The 21,965-nt window shown below is 46.4% G+C and carries 21 protein-coding genes; 20 read left to right on the forward strand and 1 reads right to left on the reverse strand.

Translation table 11 applies throughout. The features are described from left to right. Positions 1-40: 40 nt before the first annotated feature. Positions 41-562 carry a DUF2529 domain-containing protein gene (locus tag HWX64_RS13085; RefSeq protein ID WP_175989996.1) on the reverse strand — a complete coding sequence of 174 codons (522 nt, stop codon included), beginning with the start codon at positions 560-562 and terminating at the stop codon, positions 41-43. A gap of 410 nt (positions 563-972) precedes the next feature. Between HWX64_RS13085 and HWX64_RS13090 the strand changes: the two genes are divergently transcribed. From HWX64_RS13090 to glyA, 20 genes are all read left to right on the forward strand, one after another. Then, positions 973-1,335 (forward strand): response regulator, encoded by a 363-nt coding sequence (locus HWX64_RS13090; RefSeq protein WP_175989997.1) that lies wholly within the window; start codon positions 973-975, stop codon positions 1,333-1,335. A gap of 182 nt (positions 1,336-1,517) precedes the next feature. After that, positions 1,518-2,375, forward strand: coding sequence for a class IIb fructose-bisphosphate aldolase FdaB (gene fdaB, locus HWX64_RS13095; RefSeq protein ID WP_175989998.1), 858 nt, complete (start codon positions 1,518-1,520; stop codon positions 2,373-2,375). Between the two features lie 179 nt (positions 2,376-2,554). Further along, complete coding sequence (gene fsa / locus HWX64_RS13100; protein WP_175989999.1) at positions 2,555-3,196, forward strand: fructose-6-phosphate aldolase; 642 nt, start codon at positions 2,555-2,557, stop codon at positions 3,194-3,196. Positions 3,197-3,418: 222 nt separating this feature from the next. After that, entirely contained in the window at positions 3,419-4,702 is a 1,284-nt protein-coding gene (locus tag HWX64_RS13105; protein ID WP_175990000.1) for a UDP-N-acetylglucosamine 1-carboxyvinyltransferase, read from the forward strand. A gap of 212 nt (positions 4,703-4,914) precedes the next feature. Continuing rightward, on the forward strand, positions 4,915-5,877 hold the full coding sequence (glpX, locus tag HWX64_RS13110) for a class II fructose-bisphosphatase (protein ID WP_175990001.1): 963 nt from the start codon (positions 4,915-4,917) through the stop codon (positions 5,875-5,877). Positions 5,878-6,487: 610 nt separating this feature from the next. Then, positions 6,488-7,750 (forward strand): transcription termination factor Rho, encoded by a 1,263-nt coding sequence (gene rho, locus HWX64_RS13115; RefSeq protein ID WP_175990002.1) that lies wholly within the window; start codon positions 6,488-6,490, stop codon positions 7,748-7,750. A gap of 210 nt (positions 7,751-7,960) precedes the next feature. Then, positions 7,961-8,173, forward strand: coding sequence for a 50S ribosomal protein L31 (gene rpmE, locus HWX64_RS13120; protein WP_175990003.1), 213 nt, complete (start codon positions 7,961-7,963; stop codon positions 8,171-8,173). Positions 8,174-8,547: 374 nt separating this feature from the next. Then, complete coding sequence (locus tag HWX64_RS13125; RefSeq protein ID WP_175990004.1) at positions 8,548-9,159, forward strand: thymidine kinase; 612 nt, start codon at positions 8,548-8,550, stop codon at positions 9,157-9,159. 206 nt (positions 9,160-9,365) lie between these two features. Next, positions 9,366-9,827 (forward strand): hypothetical protein, encoded by a 462-nt coding sequence (locus HWX64_RS13130; RefSeq protein ID WP_175990005.1) that lies wholly within the window; start codon positions 9,366-9,368, stop codon positions 9,825-9,827. A 544-nt stretch (positions 9,828-10,371) separates the two neighbouring features. After that, positions 10,372-11,445: a peptide chain release factor 1 gene (gene prfA / locus HWX64_RS13135; RefSeq protein WP_175990006.1), complete on the forward strand. Its 1,074-nt coding sequence runs from the start codon at positions 10,372-10,374 to the stop codon at positions 11,443-11,445. Position 11,446: 1 nt separating this feature from the next. Next, the gene (gene prmC, locus HWX64_RS13140) at positions 11,447-12,313 is read left to right on the forward strand and encodes a peptide chain release factor N(5)-glutamine methyltransferase (protein WP_303049482.1); all 867 of its coding nucleotides are present in this window, start codon (positions 11,447-11,449) and stop codon (positions 12,311-12,313) included. Between the two features lie 485 nt (positions 12,314-12,798). Continuing rightward, positions 12,799-13,734, forward strand: a complete 936-nt coding sequence (gene spoIIR / locus HWX64_RS13145; protein WP_175990007.1) for a stage II sporulation protein R — start codon at positions 12,799-12,801, stop codon at positions 13,732-13,734. 366 nt (positions 13,735-14,100) lie between these two features. After that, on the forward strand, positions 14,101-14,541 hold the full coding sequence (locus tag HWX64_RS13150) for a GNAT family N-acetyltransferase (RefSeq protein ID WP_175990008.1): 441 nt from the start codon (positions 14,101-14,103) through the stop codon (positions 14,539-14,541). Between the two features lie 354 nt (positions 14,542-14,895). Next, positions 14,896-15,936 carry an L-threonylcarbamoyladenylate synthase gene (locus tag HWX64_RS13155; protein WP_175990009.1) on the forward strand — a complete coding sequence of 347 codons (1,041 nt, stop codon included), beginning with the start codon at positions 14,896-14,898 and terminating at the stop codon, positions 15,934-15,936. 216 nt (positions 15,937-16,152) lie between these two features. Continuing rightward, positions 16,153-16,707 (forward strand): manganese efflux pump MntP family protein, encoded by a 555-nt coding sequence (locus HWX64_RS13160; protein ID WP_175990010.1) that lies wholly within the window; start codon positions 16,153-16,155, stop codon positions 16,705-16,707. A gap of 481 nt (positions 16,708-17,188) precedes the next feature. After that, entirely contained in the window at positions 17,189-17,635 is a 447-nt protein-coding gene (locus tag HWX64_RS13165; protein WP_175990011.1) for a low molecular weight protein arginine phosphatase, read from the forward strand. A 21-nt stretch (positions 17,636-17,656) separates the two neighbouring features. Beyond that, the gene (locus HWX64_RS13170; RefSeq protein ID WP_175990012.1) at positions 17,657-18,946 is read left to right on the forward strand and encodes a methyl-accepting chemotaxis protein; all 1,290 of its coding nucleotides are present in this window, start codon (positions 17,657-17,659) and stop codon (positions 18,944-18,946) included. A 240-nt stretch (positions 18,947-19,186) separates the two neighbouring features. Further along, positions 19,187-19,627, forward strand: coding sequence for a ribose 5-phosphate isomerase B (gene rpiB / locus HWX64_RS13175; RefSeq protein WP_175990013.1), 441 nt, complete (start codon positions 19,187-19,189; stop codon positions 19,625-19,627). Between the two features lie 15 nt (positions 19,628-19,642). Then, positions 19,643-20,185, forward strand: a complete 543-nt coding sequence (locus tag HWX64_RS13180; protein WP_175990014.1) for a TIGR01440 family protein — start codon at positions 19,643-19,645, stop codon at positions 20,183-20,185. 368 nt (positions 20,186-20,553) lie between these two features. Next, positions 20,554-21,795: a serine hydroxymethyltransferase gene (gene glyA, locus HWX64_RS13185; protein WP_175990015.1), complete on the forward strand. Its 1,242-nt coding sequence runs from the start codon at positions 20,554-20,556 to the stop codon at positions 21,793-21,795. Positions 21,796-21,965: the final 170 nt, after the last annotated feature.

A 21,965-nucleotide genomic window follows, 5' to 3' on the forward strand; every position in this document is an offset into this window, starting at 1 on the left:
CTTCAATGCGTTAAAGCATCGCGGGACGGGCTTTCAACTATTATTCGTACTCCTCAAGCATCTCCCGGATCACAAACCCGAGCGCGAAATAGATATAGAGCGCCGCCATGCTCGTAGGCATGCACACACGCTCGCCGATTTCCTCGCCCGGAAGCATCCCTTTGATCACCTTGGTATCGAGGTGAATGTCCGCAAGTCCGGCGAGCCCTTCACCCTCACTGACTAACCCGGATATCCCAACAAACGGAATCCCTTCCTCCGCCAGTCCCTTTGCAAACTCGACCGCTTCTTCATCCGTCGACAGGCGGGTCACAACGAGTACTCGGTCGGCTTCAGTCAGTACGGTGGAATCCTCGTATCTTTTTATAGAAGGAAGGCGTTCAGCACCATACAGAGCCTCAACCGTCACCGCTTCCATTTCCCCGAATGCCTTGATATAAACCGATCCCTGACCGACTGCCGCCTGTGCCAGTAACCTTGCCGCATCCTCAATCTCAAACTCCTGCTTCTCAGCTATACGTTTAAACAAACCCGATAACTGGGTCGTGAACATCTTGATCATCTTTCCACTCCTCCATCTGTCGAACATTAGACTTCGACAATCTTTGCTGTATCGCTTATTATAAAGGAAAATGAACCTAAGTAAAATAATGGAGAAAAAGCAGGATTTTTCACAGAAGAAAGAGAAGTACTAGAAGTGTGATAACTTTAGAGACGTTTTAATAGAAATAAACTTGTATAAAAACGGCTGCTGCGTTGATTGGAGTGCAAGACGAAGACTCCTGCTGAAGAAGTAGTTATGAGGGCCCGAAGACAAAGCCTGGGAAGCCCACCCGCTCCGCGGAAAGCGAAGTCTTGTACGGAAATCATAAGCGGATATGACAGGTATTCAAAGATATTAGACTGTCGCCAACCTATCGTTTGTTCATGTTCAAAACATACATATTCTATTTAAAAAGGGGATTAAGCCATATGAATGAAAAGATACTTATTGTAGATGATCAATTTGGTATTCGGATTCTATTAAATGAAGTGTTGCAAAAGGAAGGCTACCAAACCTTTCAAGCAGCAAATGGCGTTCAGGCACTTGAAATCGTTGATAAGCATTCCCCTGATCTGGTCCTTTTGGATATGAAAATTCCTGGAATGGATGGAATCGAAATCCTTAAGCGTATGAAGAAGAAGAACCAGGATATCCGCGTGATCATCATGACCGCGTACGGGGAACTGGATATGATTCAGGAAGCGAAGGATCTGGGTGCTTTGACTCATTTTGCGAAGCCGTTTGATATCGATGACATCAGACAGGCAGTAAGGCAGTACATTCCGGTTTGACCCAGAAGTTAGAATAGTGAAAATAGTAGTATTTTTTACAAATCGCCTCTTCAGTTGGTAAAATCAATTGTGTTTTGGTATGATACAAGTGAAATTGTTAACAATGTAGGTGTGAACAAGCTATACCTTCCATTATACTTACCAAAAATGGCACACTGACTGAATAAAAGGAGGAAATAAATATGCCTTTAGTTTCAATGAAAGACATGCTTATCAAAGCAAAAGAAAACAGCTATGCTGTTGGTCAATTCAACTTGAATAACCTTGAGTTCACTCAAGCGATCCTTCAAGCGGCTGAAGAAGAGAAATCACCTGTCATCCTTGGTGTTTCTGAAGGTGCAGCCCGTTACATGAGCGGTTTCACAACAGTAGTAAAAATGGTGGAGGGTCTTATGGAAGACTTGAACATCACAGTACCTGTTGCGATCCACCTTGACCACGGTTCAAGCTATGACAAATGTAAAGAAGCGATTGACGCTGGTTTCACATCAGTCATGATCGACGCTTCTCACGGTCCTTTCGAAGAGAACATCGAAATCACTTCCAAAGTGGTTGAATATGCTCACTCTAAAGGTGTTTCTGTTGAAGCTGAGCTTGGTACAGTCGGCGGACAGGAAGATGACGTAGTAGCTGACGGCGTTATCTATGCTGATCCTAAAGAATGCCAAGAGCTGGTTGAACGTACTGGAATCGACACTCTTGCTCCTGCATTAGGTTCAGTGCACGGTCCTTACAAAGGTGAACCAAACCTTGGTTTCAAAGAAATGGAAGAAATCGGTGCGGCGACAGGAGTACCTCTAGTACTTCACGGCGGAACTGGTATTCCGACAAAAGATATCCAAAAAGCGATCTCTTATGGAACAGCTAAAATCAACGTAAACACTGAAAACCAAATCGCTTCTGCTAAAAAAGTACGAGAAGTACTTGCAGCAGACTCTGAAGTGTACGATCCACGTAAATACATGGGTCCTGCACGCGAAGCGATCAAAGCGACGGTAATCGGTAAAATGCGTGAATTTGGTTCTTCTAACCAAGCGTAAGCGAATAGAGGTAATGTTTGGAAAGTGACCTGAAACAGATTAGATCTTTCCGGACGTGGTAGAAAAAGAATGAAGCAGTAGGAGAGGACTGGCACCAGGGGAGGTAATGCCTTTTTGGGTCAGTCCTCTCCGTTCATTATAAAAAGATTGAAAATTTTGTCGAAAAAGGGGTAGGAGACTTGAAATTTTTTATCGATACAGCAAACATGGACGAAATCAGAGAAGCATTTGAATGGGGAATCGTGTCAGGTGTGACAACCAATCCATCACTTGTGGCAAAAGAAAAAGGTGTCACATTCGAAGACCGCCTGAAAGAAATCACCGAACTCGTACCGGGTTCTGTCAGTGCAGAAGTCATCGCGACAGACGCGGAAGGGATGATCAAGGAAGGAAGGGAGCTTGCAAAGATCGCTCCGAACATCACGATCAAGCTTCCGATGACTCCGGACGGCTTGACGGCTGCATCCACTTTTTCAAAAGAAGGAATCAAGACCAATGTTACATTGATTTTCAGTGCGAATCAGGCCCTTTTGGCGGCCCGTGCAGGAGCGACGTATGTTTCGCCATTCCTGGGAAGATTGGATGATATCGGCCATGACGGCCTTGAGCTGGTTTCAAAGATCGCTGAAATCTTCGCGATCCACGGTCTGGAAACAGAGATCATTGCAGCATCGACACGCCATCCGCAGCATATCACTGAAGCTGCACTGAGAGGCGCGCATATTGCAACCGTGCCGCTTAAAGTATTGAAACAGTTATTCAGCCATCCGCTGACGGATAAAGGAATAGAAGCCTTTTTAAATGACTGGAATAACAGATAAATTGTTTTAGATAAACGCATGGTGATAGGTCAAAAGGACCTGTAAGAAAAAAATCGAAAATCCTATACATGTTTTGACGAAATATGTATAAACTAGTAGACAATACACTTCTTAGATCGTCTTCATATGGAAAAATAATCCTTTTTGTTCACGTGCTGGAGAACCGCACTCAAACTGAATGAGTGCTCATCTTCACCATGGAACAGTGGAAGGGAGATTAAAATGGAAAAGCTTAAGATTGCAGGTGGATATCCACTTGAAGGTACCATAAAAGTCAGTGGTGCGAAAAACAGTGCTGTTGCGTTGATACCGGCTACGATCCTGGCCGACTCACCGGTTACGATTGAAGGTCTGCCGGATATTTCAGACGTGCGCACACTGCAGGACTTACTGGAAGAGATCGGCGGAACGGTCGGTTTCGAAGATGGAGAAATGAGAGTGGACCCAAGTGAAATGGTGTCCATGCCGCTTCCGAGCGGGAAAGTCAAAAAACTCCGAGCTTCCTATTATCTGATGGGAGCGATGCTGGGACGCTTCAAAAAAGCCGTCATCGGTCTGCCGGGGGGCTGTCATTTGGGACCTCGTCCGATCGATCAGCATATTAAAGGGTTCGAAGCGCTTGGTGCAGAAGTGACGAATGAGCAGGGTGCGATTTATCTCCGTGCCGATGAATTGAAGGGTGCCCGTATCTACCTTGATGTTGTAAGCGTAGGCGCTACCATCAATATCATGCTTGCTGCCGTCCGCGCCAAAGGACGCACCATCATCGAAAATGCAGCGAAAGAGCCTGAAATCATCGATGTGGCAACGCTCCTCAGCAACATGGGAGCGAAGATCAAGGGAGCGGGTACTGATGTGATCCGCATCGACGGTGTCGATGAGCTTCACGGATGCCGTCACACGATCATCCCTGACCGCATCGAGGCAGGTACGTTCATGATCCTTGCCGCTGCAGCAGGAAAAGGCGTCTTGATCGACAATGTCATTCCGTTACATATGGAATCAGTGATTGCGAAACTTCGTGAAATGGGGGTTCCCGTTGAAACGAACGATGACCAGATCTTTATCGGCAGAGCGGACAAGCTGAAAGCCGTCGATATCAAGACACTTGTTTATCCTGGATTCCCGACCGACCTTCAGCAGCCGTTCACGGCGCTCCTGACTAGAGCGGAAGGTTCCGCGGTGGTAACGGATACGATTTATTCTGCCCGCTTCAAGCACATCGATGAACTGAGACGGATGAATGCCACGATCAAAGTCGAAGGGCGTTCTGCCATCGTCAATGGACCGGTCCAGCTTCAGGGAGCGAAAGTAAAAGCGAGCGACCTGCGCGCCGGAGCGGCTCTTGTGATTGCAGGCCTGATGGCAGAAGGAATCACAGAAGTCACCGGTCTTGAGCACATCGACCGCGGCTACAGCGATCTCGTTGAAAAACTGGAAGGACTCGGTGCGACGATCTGGCGTGAAAAAATGTCAGCGGAAGAGCTCGAACAATTAAAATCTTAATAATTATTTCAAACAATTCTCAGCTTTGAGAAGGATTGGCCCCGCTTTTTTTGAAAAAAGGTCTCTCTTAACCCTTGAATGTGTTACAATAAATCTGTTAATATGTTATACAATTTAAATTTATTGTAACCAATGATGCTTTTCTTATGCTTTTTGTGCCTATAGAAAGCAAGGAAGAGCCTAAACAAAAGGGAATTCAGGAGGCTGTATACATGGAAAGAAGTTTATCAATGGAGCTGGTTCGGGTAACGGAAGGAGCGGCCCTTGCATCAGCTAGATGGATGGGGCGCGGCAAGAAGGACGAAGCGGATGATGCCGCAACGTCTGCCATGCGTGACGTATTTGATACGGTACCAATGAAGGGAACTGTGGTCATCGGTGAAGGGGAAATGGACGAAGCGCCGATGCTGTATATCGGTGAAAAGCTTGGGACAGGTTACGGTCCCCGCGTCGATGTGGCAGTGGACCCGCTTGAAGGAACGAATATCGTCGCTTCCGGCGGCTGGAATGCACTTGCAGTCCTTGCGGTTGCCGATCACGGGAACCTGTTGAACGCTCCGGATATGTATATGGATAAAATTGCGGTTGGCCCGGAAGCCGTTGGCAAGATTGATATCAACGCTTCCGTCATCGATAATCTGAAAGCTGTGGCAAAAGCAAAGAACAAAGATATTGAAGACGTTGTGGCGACGGTGCTGAACCGTGAGCGTCACCAGCACATCATCCAGCAGTTGAGGGAAGCGGGTGCACGCATCAAGCTGATCAATGACGGGGATGTTGCCGGCGCGATGAATACAGCATTCGATCACACGGGAGTCGATATTCTTTTCGGATCAGGCGGTGCCCCTGAAGGTGTGCTTGCAGCCGTAGCGCTGAAATGCCTTGGCGGGGAAATCCAAGGGAAGCTCCTGCCTCAAAACGATGCCGAGCTTCAACGGTGCATCAGTATGGGGCTTGATGTAGATAAGATTTTACGCATGGAAGACCTCGTAACGGGAGACGACGCGATATTCGCTGCAACAGGCGTAACCGACGGGGAACTCCTTAGAGGCGTTCAGCTGAAAGGAACATACGGATTGACCCACTCAGTCGTCATGCGTGCCAAATCCGGAACCGTCCGCTTCATCGACGGCCGTCACAGCCTTCAGAAGAAGCCGAACTTGGTTATTAAATAAAAAAGTAAGTGGTGGGCATGATGCCACTTGATAGAAACGTTATTTTAAAAAATTATCATTCCAGCGGTTGATTGGAGTGGAAGACGAAGACTCCTGCGGGAAAAGTAGCTAATGTGAGACCCCACAGGAACGCAGTGACGAGGAGGCTCACGGGCTACCCGCGGAAAGCGAAGTCTTCCACGGAAATCAAAAGCGGTGTAACAATGGTTAGCAAGATAAAAGAGAAATCTTCATAAAGATAGCGAAGGAGGAGGTCGGCCCTCTTCCTTCCCATCTTATCACCCACACCTACTCTTCACAGGTGATCAATACCTTCCTGTTTTTTCTCAAACACACAAAATTTTCACCGAAAAAGCGAAAAGTCATGAACAGTTATCAACAGTTGAAAAGGGTACCTTGCGCTTTTACGATAATTATGGTTAAAATAGATAAGGTTTTTTCTTCAGCATTCTCTTTTTAATGCTTCAATTAATTTCTTCATTTTATTTACAGGGTTATTTTACATAGATTGTTTTGTCCTTCAGGAGGGTAAACAAAACAATGTGCAAATCCCCTTATTTCAATTCACTAATTCAATGCAGCAACCAAATTAATAAAGCGTGGTGTCATAATGGAAGAGTTAACAATCTCCAGCTTAGAAAATATGAAGCTGAAAGAGCTTTATGAGCTGGCTAAGCGATACAAAGTTTCATATTATAGTAAATTAACAAAAAAAGAATTGATTTTTGCCATTCTGAAAGTAAGAGCAGAGCAGGAAGGCTTCTTCTTCATGGAAGGTGTCCTTGAAATCATCCAATCTGAAGGCTTCGGTTTCTTAAGACCGATCAATTATTCCCCAAGCTCAGAGGATATTTATATTTCTGCATCCCAAATCCGCCGCTTCGATCTTCGTAATGGAGACAAAGTGTCCGGTAAGGTGCGTCCTCCGAAAGAAAATGAGCGTTATTTCGGACTTCTGCATGTGGAAATGGTCAACGGCGAAGAGCCGGAGGCAGCGAAGGAACGCGTTCACTTCCCAGCCCTTACGCCATTATATCCTGACCGTCAAATCACACTCGAAACAACACCGAACAGGATTTCAACGCGGGTCATGGACTTGATGGCACCGGTCGGATTCGGGCAGCGGGGTCTCATCGTGGCACCGCCTAAAGCCGGTAAGACGATGCTTTTAAAAGAAATCGCGAATTCGATCACAACGAATAATCCTGAAGCGGAATTGATCATCCTTCTGATCGATGAACGGCCTGAAGAAGTGACCGACATCGAACGTTCAGTGGATGCGGAAGTCGTTTCTTCTACGTTTGACGAAGTTCCTGAAAATCACATCAAAGTGGCTGAGCTCGTCCTCGAACGTGCGATGCGCCTGGTTGAGCACAAGCGTGACGTCGTGATCCTGATGGACAGCATCACCCGCCTTGCACGTGCATACAATCTTGTCATCCCGCCAAGCGGCCGTACATTGTCCGGCGGTATCGACCCGGCAGCGTTCCACCGTCCGAAGCGATTCTTCGGTGCGGCGCGTAATATCGAGGAAGGCGGAAGCTTGACGGTCCTTGCAACGGCACTGGTAGACACCGGTTCCCGTATGGATGACGTCATCTATGAAGAATTTAAGGGAACAGGCAACATGGAACTCCATCTTGACCGTTCACTTGCTGAAAGACGTATCTTCCCGGCCATCGACATCCGCCGTTCCGGTACACGTAAAGAAGAACTTCTTATCCAGCAGGATCATCTTGATAAACTATGGGCCATCCGTAAAGCGATGTCCGATCAGCCCGATTTCGCAGAGAAGCTTATGCGCAAGCTGAAACAATCGAAAACGAATCACGAGTTTTTCGAAGTGTTGACAGAAGAAGCAAAGAAGCGTTAATCTAGTAATCGGCCACATATAAAAGGACGTTATTTCCATTTTATTAGGTTGCAAAAATGGCATGTCCTTGTTATAATGTAATCAATGTGTTTTTAAAATTGGATGCGGTAAGGGGCTGGCTATTACTACCATGCTTATGCTCATATCGCATATATCTTCGTAATAAATTACTCTGTTTCAGATGATTCAGGGCGGAAGGAGATGAAAGTAATGAAATCAGCAATTCATCCTAAGTACAACACGATCAAAGTTAGTTGTGCATGTGGTAACGAATTCGAAACTGGTTCTGTAGCAGAAGAAATGCGCGTTGAGGTATGTTCTGAATGCCATCCATTCTACACAGGCCGTCAGAAATTCGCTGACGCAGGTGGACGTGTTGACCGTTTCAACAAAAAATACGGTCTTAAACAAAAACAACAATAATGAAGAGAAGGAGGACCGTGGATTCCCGTACCGTTTATATGCCCGGCATATAGGCGGGAAGGGCTCCCGCAGTCTTCCCTTCACTGCATAAAAACAGGCAAGGAAATTCTGCTTGCCTGTTTTTTATTACGTAAAGACAGGATTGAGGCGGTTTTTTCTTAAGAGCTGTGCCTCTTTTTTTCTGTCAAATTCACGATGATCAAGCATTTTTTCCGTACATAAAGGAATGCTTTATATTAATAGACAGCCAGCGGCAGGTGTCCTTTCTTGGCAAGATTCAGTCAGCGAATGTGTTTACTGAAAATTGCGAAATAAGGATGCGCTGAAGGACCGCTTTTTTATAAAATAAGGGGTTAGAAAGGAGAGGCGCTTTCGTGTATGTCATGAAGCAAACCGGTTGGGTGGAAGTCATTTGCGGCAGCATGTTCTCTGGAAAATCAGAAGAACTTATCCGCAGGGTCAGACGCACTCAATTCGCAAAGCAGGAAATTGCTGTGTATAAGCCAAAATTAGATAATCGCTACAGCGATGAATCGGTCGTATCCCACAATGGTACCTCGGTCATTGCAAAGGCAGTCGAGGGGTCGTCTGTCATCCTTGAGGATCTGAATCCTCAGGTCGATGTAGTCGCCATTGACGAGGTTCAATTTTTCGACGAAGGCATCGTGGAAGTCGTGCAGAAGCTTGCGAACAGCGGATACCGCGTGATCCTTGCGGGACTCGACCAGGATTTCCGGGGAGAACCATTCGGTCCGATGCCGGAGCTCATGTCCATTGCGGAGCAAGTGACCAAGCTACAAGCCGTATGTGCCGTCTGCGGCTCTCCGGCGAGCAGGACACAGCGCCTGATCAACGGTGAACCGGCAGGCTATGACGATCCGGTTATCCTTGTCGGGGCATCCGAAGCCTATGAACCAAGATGCCGCCATCATCATGAGGTTCCTAAGGGCTTGAGTGTCTCGCCTGATATGGTGAAGGAAGTATAATTATTATTTGACTTAAAACAAACCGCTATCCACCTGGGATGGCGGTTTTTTATTTTTGAAGGCCCATTTCTGAACTGAGGCCCGTCCCGCGGTTGTTTAACGCGGTGAAGCGGTCTGGGACGGGCCTTGAAGGGGTGGGTCAGCCAAAATTCACCTGGTATAACGATTCTCGTGAGGGAAAACGTAATATCAGGAGGTGTTTTGGCATGATGAAAAGAATGATGCTTGCTCTGTTCTTTACGGTGATTTTTATCATCGCTACGGCTTGCGGCAGCGTGAACCAGGAGTCAGAGTATGGAAGGCATAATGATGGCGGCGGGACACAATTCATCGATACCCGCAAGCCTCATATGGATAATGACCCGAAAAACGTGAAAAATGGCGAGAGTATGAATCAGAATCCCAATTTTCCGAACCTGACGAATAATATGGAAAACACATCGACGACGATGGGCGTCTATGAAGATAAAGCGCGCGAAGTCGTGAATGAATACTCCCATTTTAAAGCCGATGAGGTCTGGATCAATGGTGAACAAATGTGGGTGACTGCCCATACCAATAATGAAATGACCGCCAAAGAAACGGATAGAGAAGAAGCGAAGTTAAAGAAGAAACTTGAACAAGCGCTGCCTCGTTATAATGTGAATGTGAAGATTACAGAAAGATAAATATCAACTTGAATGGGGCAAGTGGAAGATGGATTCTGCTTGCCTTTTTGTGGTTAAGAGAGCGGCTGATGCCACATGCTGACTTTTTGTGTAAAACAACAGGTAAATGCCTGCTCATTTTCTAAGAGAATCCAGCAGTTGATTGGAGTGGGAGACAAAGACTCCTGCGGGAAGAGTAGCTAATGTGAGACTTGTCCAGCTCCAGGGCTTAGAGGCACATGTCATAAGTCAACTCGTCCAAGAAGGCAAAGAACGCCTTCGTGGCCGATTCGCCTTATGCCACCCGCCTCTGAACAAAGCCCTTCCGCTTTTCCTCCCGCAGGCTTGACGAGGAGGCTCACGGGCTACCCGCGGAAAGCGAAGTCTTCCACGGAAATCAACTGCGATATTCAGAGTGCTTTCATCATTTCTAGGGAATAATCATTAGGGATCACGTGGAGAAGCTCTTTTACATAGGGAAGCCTTTCATATTGAACATTCTTGTTTTTACCCACCCCATATAATATAATTAGACTGTTATGGATTAAAATTGAGGTGAATAGCTGTGTTCGATCGTTTACAAGCAGTGGAAGATCGCTATGATAAGTTAAATGAGCTATTAAGTGATCCGGAAATTGTGAATGACCCAAAGAAGCTAAGAGAATATTCAAAAGAGCAGTCAGATATCCAGGCGACGGTGGAAGCATACCGCGAATATAAAGACATCAGCCAGCAGTATAAAGATGCAAAAGCAATGCTGGATGAGAAGATGGATGCTGACATGCGCGAAATGGTAAAAGAAGAAGTATCCGAGCTTGAAGAGCAGATTGATGCACTGGAAGAGCGTTTGAAAATATTATTGATTCCTAAAGATCCGAATGACGACAAGAACGTTATCATGGAGGTCCGCGGAGCAGCCGGCGGAGACGAGGCAGCACTATTTGCGGGTGACTTGTACCGCATGTACAGCCGTTATGCCGAATCCCAAGGCTGGAAGATCGAAGTCATGGAAGCGACGTCTACAGGTGTCGGCGGTTATAAAGAGATTATCTTTATGATCACAGGTAATGGCGCCTATTCGAAAATGAAATACGAAAATGGTGCGCACCGCGTACAGCGTGTTCCTGAAACCGAATCCGGCGGCCGTATCCATACGTCGACAGCGACAGTGGCATGTCTTCCGGAAGCAGAGGAAGTGGAAGTGGATATCCATGAAAAAGATATCCGCGTAGACACATTTGCATCCAGCGGGCCAGGGGGGCAATCGGTCAATACGACGATGTCTGCTGTCCGTTTGACTCACATGCCAACAGGCGTAGTGGTTTCATGTCAGGATGAGAAATCCCAGATCAAGAACAAAGAGAAAGCCATGAAAGTATTGCGTGCCCGCGTATATGATAAATTCCAACGTGAAGTACAGGCTGAATACGACGCAAACCGTAAGTCTGCCGTTGGGACAGGTGACCGCTCTGAACGTATCCGTACGTACAACTTCCCGCAAAATCGTGTGACCGACCACCGTATCGGTCTGACGATCCAGAAGCTTGACCAGATTCTTGAAGGGAAGATGGATGAAGTCATCGATGCATTGATCATTGAAGACCAATCCAAGCTTCTTGAAAGAATGGAAGAAGTATAAAATGACCGTGACTGTATTTGAAGCCCTGAAGTGGGCTTCTTCTTTTTTAAAAGAAAATAACCGGGATGATAACGCAGGGGAAATCTATCTGCGCCATCTGCTTGGGCTGTCGCGTTCGTCTTTGCTTGCTGAACAGCGGAGTGAAGTCCCCCAGGATAAATGGGAAGAGTTCCAGGTGGGGATCCGTAAGCATGCCGCCGGGGTGCCGATCCAGCATATCATCGGTTTTGAAGAGTTTTACGGACGGGTGTTCAAGGTGAATGAGCATGTACTGATTCCGAGACCGGAAACGGAAGAATTGATTTATTATGGTCTTGAGAAGTTGAAACGGCTGTTTCCTCGAGGCGGTTCGCTGCGTGCCGCCGATATCGGTACGGGGAGCGGAGCGATAGGTGTGACGTTGAAGCTTGAAGCCGGGGGATGGCCAATTGACATGATGGCTGTGGATATCTCCGAGGAAGCTCTCGCTGTCGCGAAGGAAAACAGCCTGCGGTTAGGGGCTGCGGTCGATTTTTACCAGGGAGATCTTCTGCAGCCGCTTGTGGACAAGGGAGTGAAGCTTGATATCATGCTCTCGAACCCTCCTTATATACCTTTGGGTGACCGCGAAACCATGTCGGAAGTGGTCGTCGACCATGAACCGCAGCTCGCTTTATTTGGCGGGGAAGACGGTTATGATCTGTACCGGCGGTTTATGGAAGAGCTGCCTTTGATGATGAATGAAACGTTCCTGATCGGATTCGAAGTCGGCGCCGGCCAGGGTGAGACCGTTGCAGACATGCTGCGCGTAACTTTTCCTGATGCAGAGACGGAAGTGGTATTTGATATTAACGGCAAGGACCGGATGGTGTTTTGCTGTAAGGAATAGAATTGGATTGGAAGGCTCCTTTTTCTGAGAAAGGGGTCTTTTTTGTGATTTTTTTGATGTTTTTAATGAAAATTCGTTGAAATGATTAAGGGTCGGCATGTTTTAGTGGGAAATAGGTGTCTGAACCGTGTTTTCATAGAATAATAGATAGTAAGATATCATGCCGCCGCAACTTATTATCGAAATTTCAATTTTTATAATCGAAATAGAAGAATTTATTATCAAATTTTATTATATTTGATTTTATATTATCGACAGGAAGTTCTTATGATCAAATTTCATCCTTTGTAATCAAAATCATCGCTTTAATAGCGGGAGGTTGGTTCATTTAGAAACGGATTCAGCGTTGATGGGAGTGCAAGACGAAGACTCCTGCGGGAGAAGTGACTGAGGTGAGACTCCACAGGATAAAAAATATCAATTTACTAGTTTAAGATTTCCCCATCTTGTCCAGACTATTTTACTGAGGGGAAGGTGGAGAGAAAATGAAAACAAAACACGTGGTATTATCTTATATTCTCATTCTTACTTTAGGGACAATCGTAAGTTTATATATTCCGAAACAGGAAATCGTGGCACAGGAGCCGATGGTGATTCCACAGGAGGCGATTCGCCTGCGTATCCTGGCAAACAGTGACTTGGAAAAAGACCAGAACGTGAAACGATTGGTACGGGACGAGGTAAATAAAGAGATTACAAAATGGGTCGGCAGCCTCACATCACAGGAAGAAGCGAAGAACATCATCAAAGCGGGATTGCCGGAACTTCAGAAGATTGCGGAAGACGTGGTCGCAGAACAAGGTTTGGATCAAAACGTGGCAATCGATTTTGACAAAGTTCAGTTCCCTACAAAGCTTTATGGACAGTATCTATATCCGGCAGGTGAGTATGAAGCGGTATTGATCACACTTGGAAAAGGTGAAGGAGCGAACTGGTGGTGCGTACTGTACCCTCCTCTCTGCTTCCTGGATTTCTCAACAGGCAACGCAGTAAGAAGCCCGGGATTTGAAACAACGGTCGAAGCAAGCGGAGATGTCATCACTGAAGTTGATCCGGAAGACGAACTTGCGGAAGAAACAGGAGAACCTGCTGAAGAAGTGGTAACTGAATTAGCTGAGAAAGATGAAAACGGATTGGATAATCCTTCAGAAAAAGTTGAAACTGAAGTGGTGGAAGAGACAGTGGAAGTTCCAGCCGGAGCAGGAGAAGAGCAAGAATCTGTCGAAGAAAGCTTGGAACAAGTAAATTCCCAAGAAACCATCGTGAAAGAAAACAAACTAATCGACGGATTTCAAACAAAAGTACAAGTGGAAACAAAAGAACAACCAGTTAGTGAACAGGTCTTTGTAGAAGAAGGCGAGCAGGAAGAAGTAAAAGTCCGGTTCTTCGTGGTTGATTTTGTAAAAGGATTGTTTAATTAAGCGGAAGGCTTCATCTCAAGGGTGAAGTCTTTTTTATGTATCTCTTTTATAAGCCCCTGTTAAAGATAATCCAGGGTGATTCCAGCGGTTGATTGGAGTGCAAGACGAAGACTCCTGCGGGAAAAGCGAGTTAGGTGAGACCCCGCAGGAGATTTAGCGACGAGGAGGCTCAACAACTGCCCGCGGAAAGCGAAGTCTTGCACGGAAATCATTAGCGGTGTTAAAAGATTAATGAATTGTAGCTGGTCCACGTTAGTTAGAAGAATGGTTTTCTACTAAAAATAGAAATCTACTAAAAACTAGTTCTAATCCTCCCTCCCTCTCATAAAGTTAAAGTAAAGATACTAGAAAAGGGAGGAACACAAAATGACAAAAACAATCAGGCAGGCAACACATGAGGACATCTATAAAGTAATTGGATTTCTTGTCAAAGCGGGATTGAGCACTGAAGGGGTTAAGAACACGATTGACTGTTTCCTGGTGGTGGAAGATGAGGAAAAGAATCTGATCGGGACGCTTGGAATCGAGATGCGCGGCAGTACCGGGCTGCTTCGTTCGCTGGTTGTCACCCCTGCCTTTGACAGTGAAGAAATCTTTACCCTCTTCCAGGAGATTTTTAAGCTTGCAAAAGAGAAAGACTTATCCAAGCTTTACTTGATTACAAATCGGCGAGCTTCATTAAATTTCTTTGAAGTTTTAGGTTTTCAACAGGAACCACAGGCGTTTGTGGATGAACTGAAAGATTTCGTTCATGCCAAACAGTTATCCACAGTGGATAATCTGCTGACGATGAGCCTTCAACTGTAAGGGGAATCTCCGAAATTCGACAAATATTCAAATCAAATACCAGGGATGTTCATTCTATGAGGCAGATCATTTTTCAACAAAATGATCTGTTTTTTTTATGAGTGGATTCGACAAAAACCGTATGAAAGTGGGAGTTTGAAAAAATGTCTCTTTTTTCAGAATTATTCACACTCATCCACAGGGTTATCCACAGAGGGTAGAGGTTTATGCACGTTTTGTGGACAATACTTGAGTATTTACTAGGTTTCTTTTATACTTTCAAAAGGGTATGTTTGTGGAACGCTTGATAATTCAGTGTTTATACACATTAATGTGAATAGATGTATGCTTGATTGAAAAAGGTGGACGAATGATATGATAAAACGTTGGATTGTGGAAAATGATGTGGATAACAAAGAAAGTTATCCACAAATTGTGGATGCAGCTCGGATTTTGCAGCAAAATGAGGTTGTGGCATTTCCGACAGAGACGGTTTATGGACTTGGGGCAAACGCAAAAAGTGATGAGGCCGTCGATAAGATTTTTAAAGCAAAGGGAAGGCCATCCGATAATCCACTGATTGTCCACATCTCGAATAAAGATCAATTAATAGAGCTGGTTGAAGATATTCCGGAAGCGGCGGGAGAGTTGATTTCTTCCTACTGGCCGGGACCGTTGACCCTTATTTTTCAAAAAAAAGAGGGGGTACTTTCAGAGAAAGTGACGGCTGGACTCGATACGGTCGCGATCCGGATGCCGGACCATCCCGTGGCGCTTGCCATTATTGAAGAATCGGGTCTGCCGATTGCGGCGCCGAGTGCGAATCGTTCGGGAAAACCGAGCCCGACCACGGCTCAGCATGTGATCGATGACCTTGAGGACCGCATCATCGGAGTAGTTGACGGCGGTGAGACGGGTGTTGGCGTTGAATCGACCGTTGTTGATTGTACAGGACCGGTTCCTGTCATCTTGCGTCCGGGCGGTGTCACCAAAGAGCAGCTTCAGGAAGTCGTCGGGGAAGTGAGCGTGGATCCTTCATTGAAAGAAGGGAAGGGCGCGCCTAAATCACCCGGGATGAAATATACGCATTATGCCCCGGATGCCCCGGTATACTTGGTCGATGGGACGCGGGACGACGTTCAAAAGCTTGTGGATGAGAAAAAGAGTGAGGGATTGAAGGCCGGTGTGTTGACCACAGATGAATTTGTGGAGGATTACCGTGCTGACGTCGTGCTCTCTGTTGGACGGCGGAACGATTTGAAAACGGTCGCCCACGGGCTTTACGATACGCTTCGGGCATTCAATAACAGTGATGTTGATATTATTTTTGCCGAGATGTTCCCTGAAGAAGGAGTCGGGCTTGCGATTATGAACCGGCTTCAGAAAGCGGCGGGGTATCGGGTGATAAAGCCTTGATTTGCTTGATTTGAGGAGCTTGGAAAGACGGATTATACCGTATATGAATATAAAAAGTTGAGCAACACCCCTGCTGATTCGTGTAATGGCGGGGGTTTTTCGTTTGTTAGCGGGTGTGAGTTCAAGCAATCGATACCACTATACATTTTTGTCATTCTATTTCCTTTTGGACGTGCATAAGTTTGTCTTGAAGGCACGTCCAGAGGAGGAAAAGGAATGACAACGCTTATCGGAGAATTGATTACCCTGATGTTAATGGCATTTGCTCTCGGGATGGATGCCTTTTCGATCGGTATTGGTATGGGAATGCTGCAGCTTCGTTTGAAGCAGATTTTTTACATAGGATTGACGGTCGGCATTTTTCACGTATTCATGCCGCTCTTTGGAATGATAACCGGGAAATTCCTATCCGACACGTTCGGTTCATTTGCTACTTACGCGGGGGGCATTCTCCTGATTGTGCTTGGCATACAGATGTTTTTTTCCAGCTTTAAAGATGAAGAAACGACACTGATTTCCCCGGTGGGATTCGGTCTCATGTTATTTGCGTTGAGTGTAAGCTTAGACAGTTTTTCGGTTGGTTTGACCCTCGGGATTTTCGGTGCACGGACAGCCGTGGCCCTGGTTTGCTTCGGAGTGGCTGCCACCCTCTTGACCTGGATCGGCCTCTTGCTCGGAAGGAAATTTCAAGGCGTCCTCGGCACCTACAGCGAAGCACTCGGAGGCAGCATCCTCTTTGCCTTCGGAATCAAACTGCTGCTGCCATTGTAAAATTTCAAGGCCCGTCCCAGCCCGCTTTAAAGCGCTAAAAGCCCGTCCCTCACTGCTTTAATGTGGTGGGGCGTTTTTGTTTTCTTGATGATTAAGAAACGAGGTGCCATTGAAATGCACTACAGTTCAATGTTTAGGAGTTTAGAACAAGATTAGAGCCTGACAAGAAAACCAATAGTAGCAGATGTCCCTTATGTTTCTCTTTAAGAATATCCATGGCCTTATAAGAGTTGCTATTTTGTTATTAAAAATACAGAGTGGAATGTAGCGGAAGGAACTTGACTCCGACGGGATATAGAGGAAAAGTCGAGACCCCGCAGGCGGAACGACGAGGAGGCTTGACTTCCTCCCCGCGGAAAGCAATTGCCTGGAGCGAAAAGGAACGGTCGACTTCCGAAGTAACACTTTTCTTTTTGTAATCTTTGTGAATGTCCTATATGAGATTTGGAAAATATTTTATAATAGGCTTAAGGAGGATGAGATGATGAAGATCTTATTTGTTTGTACGGGAAATACATGCCGCAGTCCGATGGCGGAAGCGGTATTGAGACATAGAGGGACTGAGCGTTTCGAGGTGAAATCTTCGGGTGTTTTTGCAATGGATGGAAGCGATGCTTCATTTCAGACTAAAGAAGTTCTGAAAGAGAACGATATAAAACATGAGCACCAATCCAGCACGCTCCGGAAAAAGGACATCGACTGGGCGGACTATGTATTCACGATGACCGCTCATCATAAATGGGCAATCATGGATCAGTACCCAGAGGCCTCCGACAAAGTATTCACGTTAAAGGAATATGTGCTTGAGGATCCTGATGACATGGACGTTTCCGATCCCTTTGGAGGAAGTGTGGACATCTACAGACATACATATAGAGAGCTGGACTCGTTGATCGGGCAGTTGATCAACAAATTAGAAAGAGATTGATTTTTTGAGGAGAGAAAAGGGATGGGGAAAGAGAGAAGGTATAAGTCCGGTCTTAGAAAGAAATTGGTATTCTTCATTACGATTTTGGCTTTGGTCACGTATTCAACGTCGGCATTTTTCATTTATTTTATTAAACCTACCTTTGCACCTGACATGAATGAGTTTTTATTTACGAGTGTCACGTTGGGCATGGGTGTGTTCTGGTCAGCGGTACTGGCATTCTTCGCGGCCGGTTTTATCGTAAAACCATTGCAGCGTCTGGAGCAGGCTGCATTGAAAGCGGCAGAGGGTGACATTGCGGTGGAAGTGGAAGTGCCGAAGTCGGATGATGAAATCCGTGCGCTGGGCCTCGCATTCAACCGCATGCTTCATAACCTTCGGGATATGGTGTCGAGCATCGAGGAGAATTTCACAAAAACAAATTCAAATGTAGTGGATTTATCAAAGGCGTCTGAAATGGCTTCACAGCAAGCTGATGCAATTTCAAGGACGATCAGCGAAATATCGGCTGGCGCGGAAAGCTCGGCCATGTCCATTCAGACAACAGCCGAATCGGTTGAAGACGTCATTCAGATCGCGCAAGAAGTGCAGAATCACTCAAAGTCTTCTGAGCAGCTGTCTAAAAATATGGTCACCGAACTTCAAGGAAGCAAAGAGGTCATTCATTCTTTAGTGGAAGGGATCACGACGCTCGCGAAAGGTAACGAAGATTCACTGGTGGTTGTACGCCGTCTGGAGGATAACGCGAAAAAAGTGGAGCAAATCATTCAATTGGTAGGGGATATCGCCAACCAGACGAACCTGCTTGCACTGAATGCGTCCATTGAAGCGGCGCGCGCCGGTGAGCACGGAAAAGGCTTTGCCGTCGTAGCCGAGGAAGTCCGTAAACTTGCGGATGAGAGCGGCAAAGCGGTTCAAGGGATTTCTGATTTGATTAAAAATATCCAAACGGAAGTCGGGAACGTGGTCGGTCAAATCACAAACCAGGTGACGACGGCCAATAAGGAAGCGGAAAAGGGATCGGAAACGAATGAAGTCATTGAAACGATGACAAACACGATTCACGAAGTGGCAGACTCGGTCCAGAAAATCTCAGGCCTGGTCGACAGACAGATGGAAAGCATCAGACTTACATCCCAGCAATCCCAGGAAGTGGCGGCGATCGCTGAAGAAACTTCTGCGGGAGCGGAAGAAGTTTCGGAAGCGACCCGTGAACAGGCTGCGGTCATGGGGAATGTCGAGGACTTGACGTTGAACCTGAAGAAGCAGGCAGAGTCGCTGAAGGGGACGATCACCCGTTTTCATTTATAATTTGTTTATCTGATAGCATGGGCTTTAGAGTCTGTGCTATTTTTATTTTGGTTAGACACTTGGAAGGCCCGTCCCGCCGTGCGGTAACGCGTTAATGGACCGAGGGACGGGCCTTCAAACCGGGGACGGACTCCGTGTGAAAGACGACTTTTTTCCTAAGCTGAAAAACTTTATCTATTCGCATGGGTATGTCAAAATAAAAGGAAACAAACACTAGTCAAAAACGGGGAGTGACGATATATGAAAATCGCAATTGCGTCAGATCACGGCGGGGGTAATATTCGTGAAGAAATCAAATCATTATTGGAAGAACTGGGACTTGAATATGAAGATTTCGGCTGTGAATGCGGCACATCAGTCGACTATCCGGATTATGCGGTACCGGTAGCCGAGAAGGTTGCAAGCGGCGAGTTTGACCGCGGCATTTTAATCTGTGGTACAGGCATCGGTATGAGCATTTCCGCCAACAAGGTAAAAGGCATTCGTTGTGCGCTTGTGCACGATGTATTCAGTGCGAAAGCGACACGTGAACATAATGACAGCAACATGCTTGCAATGGGCGAACGCGTCATCGGCCCCGGGCTTGCCCGCGAAATAGCAAAAACATGGCTGGGAACGGAATTCGAAGGCGGACGCCACGCCAATCGAGTCGGTAAAATCACGGCATACGAAGACAAATAATAGGAAGTGGGTTTCATGGAAATCACTCAATTGCAGGAACAGCTTCGCAGTATATTGACAGAATTCAAGGATAAGGTTTCGTTGAAAAAAGGACAGGTTTTTGTCGTCGGATGTTCAACCTCGGAAGTCATCGGTGAACGGATCGGGACAGCCGGAACGTTTGATGTGGCTGAGATGATTTATAAAGAGTTAAAAGAGTTCGCCGAGTCAGCAGGAGTGTCGCTCGCGTTCCAGTGCTGCGAGCATCTGAATCGGGCGATCGTCCTGGAGCGTGAAACGGCTGAAAGGCTGCGGCTCGATGAAGTGACCGTCATCCCGGCCCGGTCGGCCGGCGGCGCGATGGCGACCCACGCTTACCGGTCGTTTGAAGATCCCGTCATGGTAGAGTTCATCAAGGCGGATGCCGGGATCGATATCGGTGACACGTTCATCGGCATGCAGCTGAAGCATGTAGCGGTGCCGGTCAGGGTGTCCCAGAAGAGCCTGGGTGGGGCGCATGTGACGCTCGCTGTGACCCGGCCGAAGTTGATTGGCGGGGTAAGGGCTGTATATGAATGAGAAGTTAAGAATTGAGCTCGTCTTTCAATGCTTGATGCGTTGAAGGGCGGGCTTTTTGTTTGTGCGTGGGGTAAGTTTGCTTTTGTTGTACCAGGTACAATCTAAGCTACGTGTACCAGGTACATTTGGAAGGGATTGTACCAGGTACAGTCTAAGCTGCGTGTACCAGGTACAAAAACCCCCCTGATGTACCAGGTACAACCCCAATTTGCAACTGCATATTTTTTCCCCGCCAACCCCAAAAACACGAACATTCCAATTTACCCACACGTTCTTATTTCGCGTTCTGCATAATCATGATAGAATGAAATTGAATGAATCAAGATGGCGCAGCTTAGAATGGGCCGATGATTAAAAGGGGGATATGTATGAGTAAGATTGCCAAGCAAGATCCGGAAATTTATGCATCAATTCAAGATGAATTAGAGCGTCAACGCACGAAAATCGAGTTAATTGCATCTGAGAATTTTGTCAGTGAAGCCGTTATGGAAGCACAAGGTTCGGTCCTCACGAACAAGTATGCAGAAGGGTACCCAGGTCGTCGCTATTATGGCGGGTGTGAACATGTCGATGTAGCGGAAAACTTAGCGCGCGACCGCGCAAAAGAGTTATTCGGAGCGGAGCATGTGAACGTGCAGCCTCACTCGGGGGCACAAGCCAATATGGCAGTCTACTTCACAATCCTTGAGCAGGGTGACACGGTCCTTGGGATGAACCTTTCACACGGAGGACATCTGACGCACGGAAGTCCGGTCAACTTCAGTGGAATCCAGTATAACTTCGTAGAGTACGGAGTCGATAAGGAAAGCCACCTGATCAACTATGAAGATGTTCGTCAAAAAGCATTGGAAAACAAACCGAAATTGATCGTAGCGGGAGCAAGCGCGTATCCTAGAAAGATCGATTTTGCAAAATTCCGTGAAATCGCGGATGAAGTGGGAGCATACCTGATGGTGGATATGGCTCATATCGCAGGCCTTGTGGCTGCCGGTCTTCATCAGAATCCGGTTCCTTACGCAGATTTCGTGACAACAACGACTCATAAAACACTTCGCGGTCCCCGCGGCGGTATGATCCTTTGTAAAGAAGAGTTCGGCAAGAAGATAGACAAGTCTATTTTCCCTGGACTTCAAGGTGGTCCGTTGATGCACGTGATCTCTGCAAAAGCGGTATCGTTCGGTGAAGCGCTGCAGGATTCTTTCAAAGAATATGCGCAAAATATCATCGACAATGCAGCCCGTCTCGGTGAGAGCTTAAGAAAAGAAGGAATCGACCTCGTATCAGGCGGTTCGGACAACCACCTTCTATTAATCGACCTTCGTTCACTTGGACTGACTGGTAAAATCGCAGAAAAAGTCCTTGATGATATCGGAATCACGGTCAATAAAAACACCATCCCATTCGATCCGGAAAGCCCATTCGTCACAAGCGGTATCCGCATCGGAACAGCGGCAGTCACGTCCCGTGGTTTTGCTAAGGAAGAAATGGACGAAATCGCGTCCATCATGGCCCTTACCCTCAAAAACCACGAAGACCAAACCAAGCTCGAAGAAGCCCGCAAACGCGTAACAGACCTAACAAGCAGATTCGCTTTATATCCAGAAAGATAATAAATAGTAGAAACCTCTTCAAAAGAACTGATTTTTTGGAGAGGTTTTTTTATGAGGGAAATAGATTGATAGGTTTGCAGGTAATGGAGGTTGTGGTTTATAAGATAGGTTAAAGGTGATTAGAAAAATAGCTAGTAACAGGATAGGTAGGATTCAGTAGTTGTAATTAT

Origin of the sequence: Bacillus sp. Marseille-Q1617 (assembly GCF_903645295.1) — a bacterium.
Classification (GTDB): Bacteria; Bacillota; Bacilli; order Bacillales; family Bacillaceae_B; genus Rossellomorea.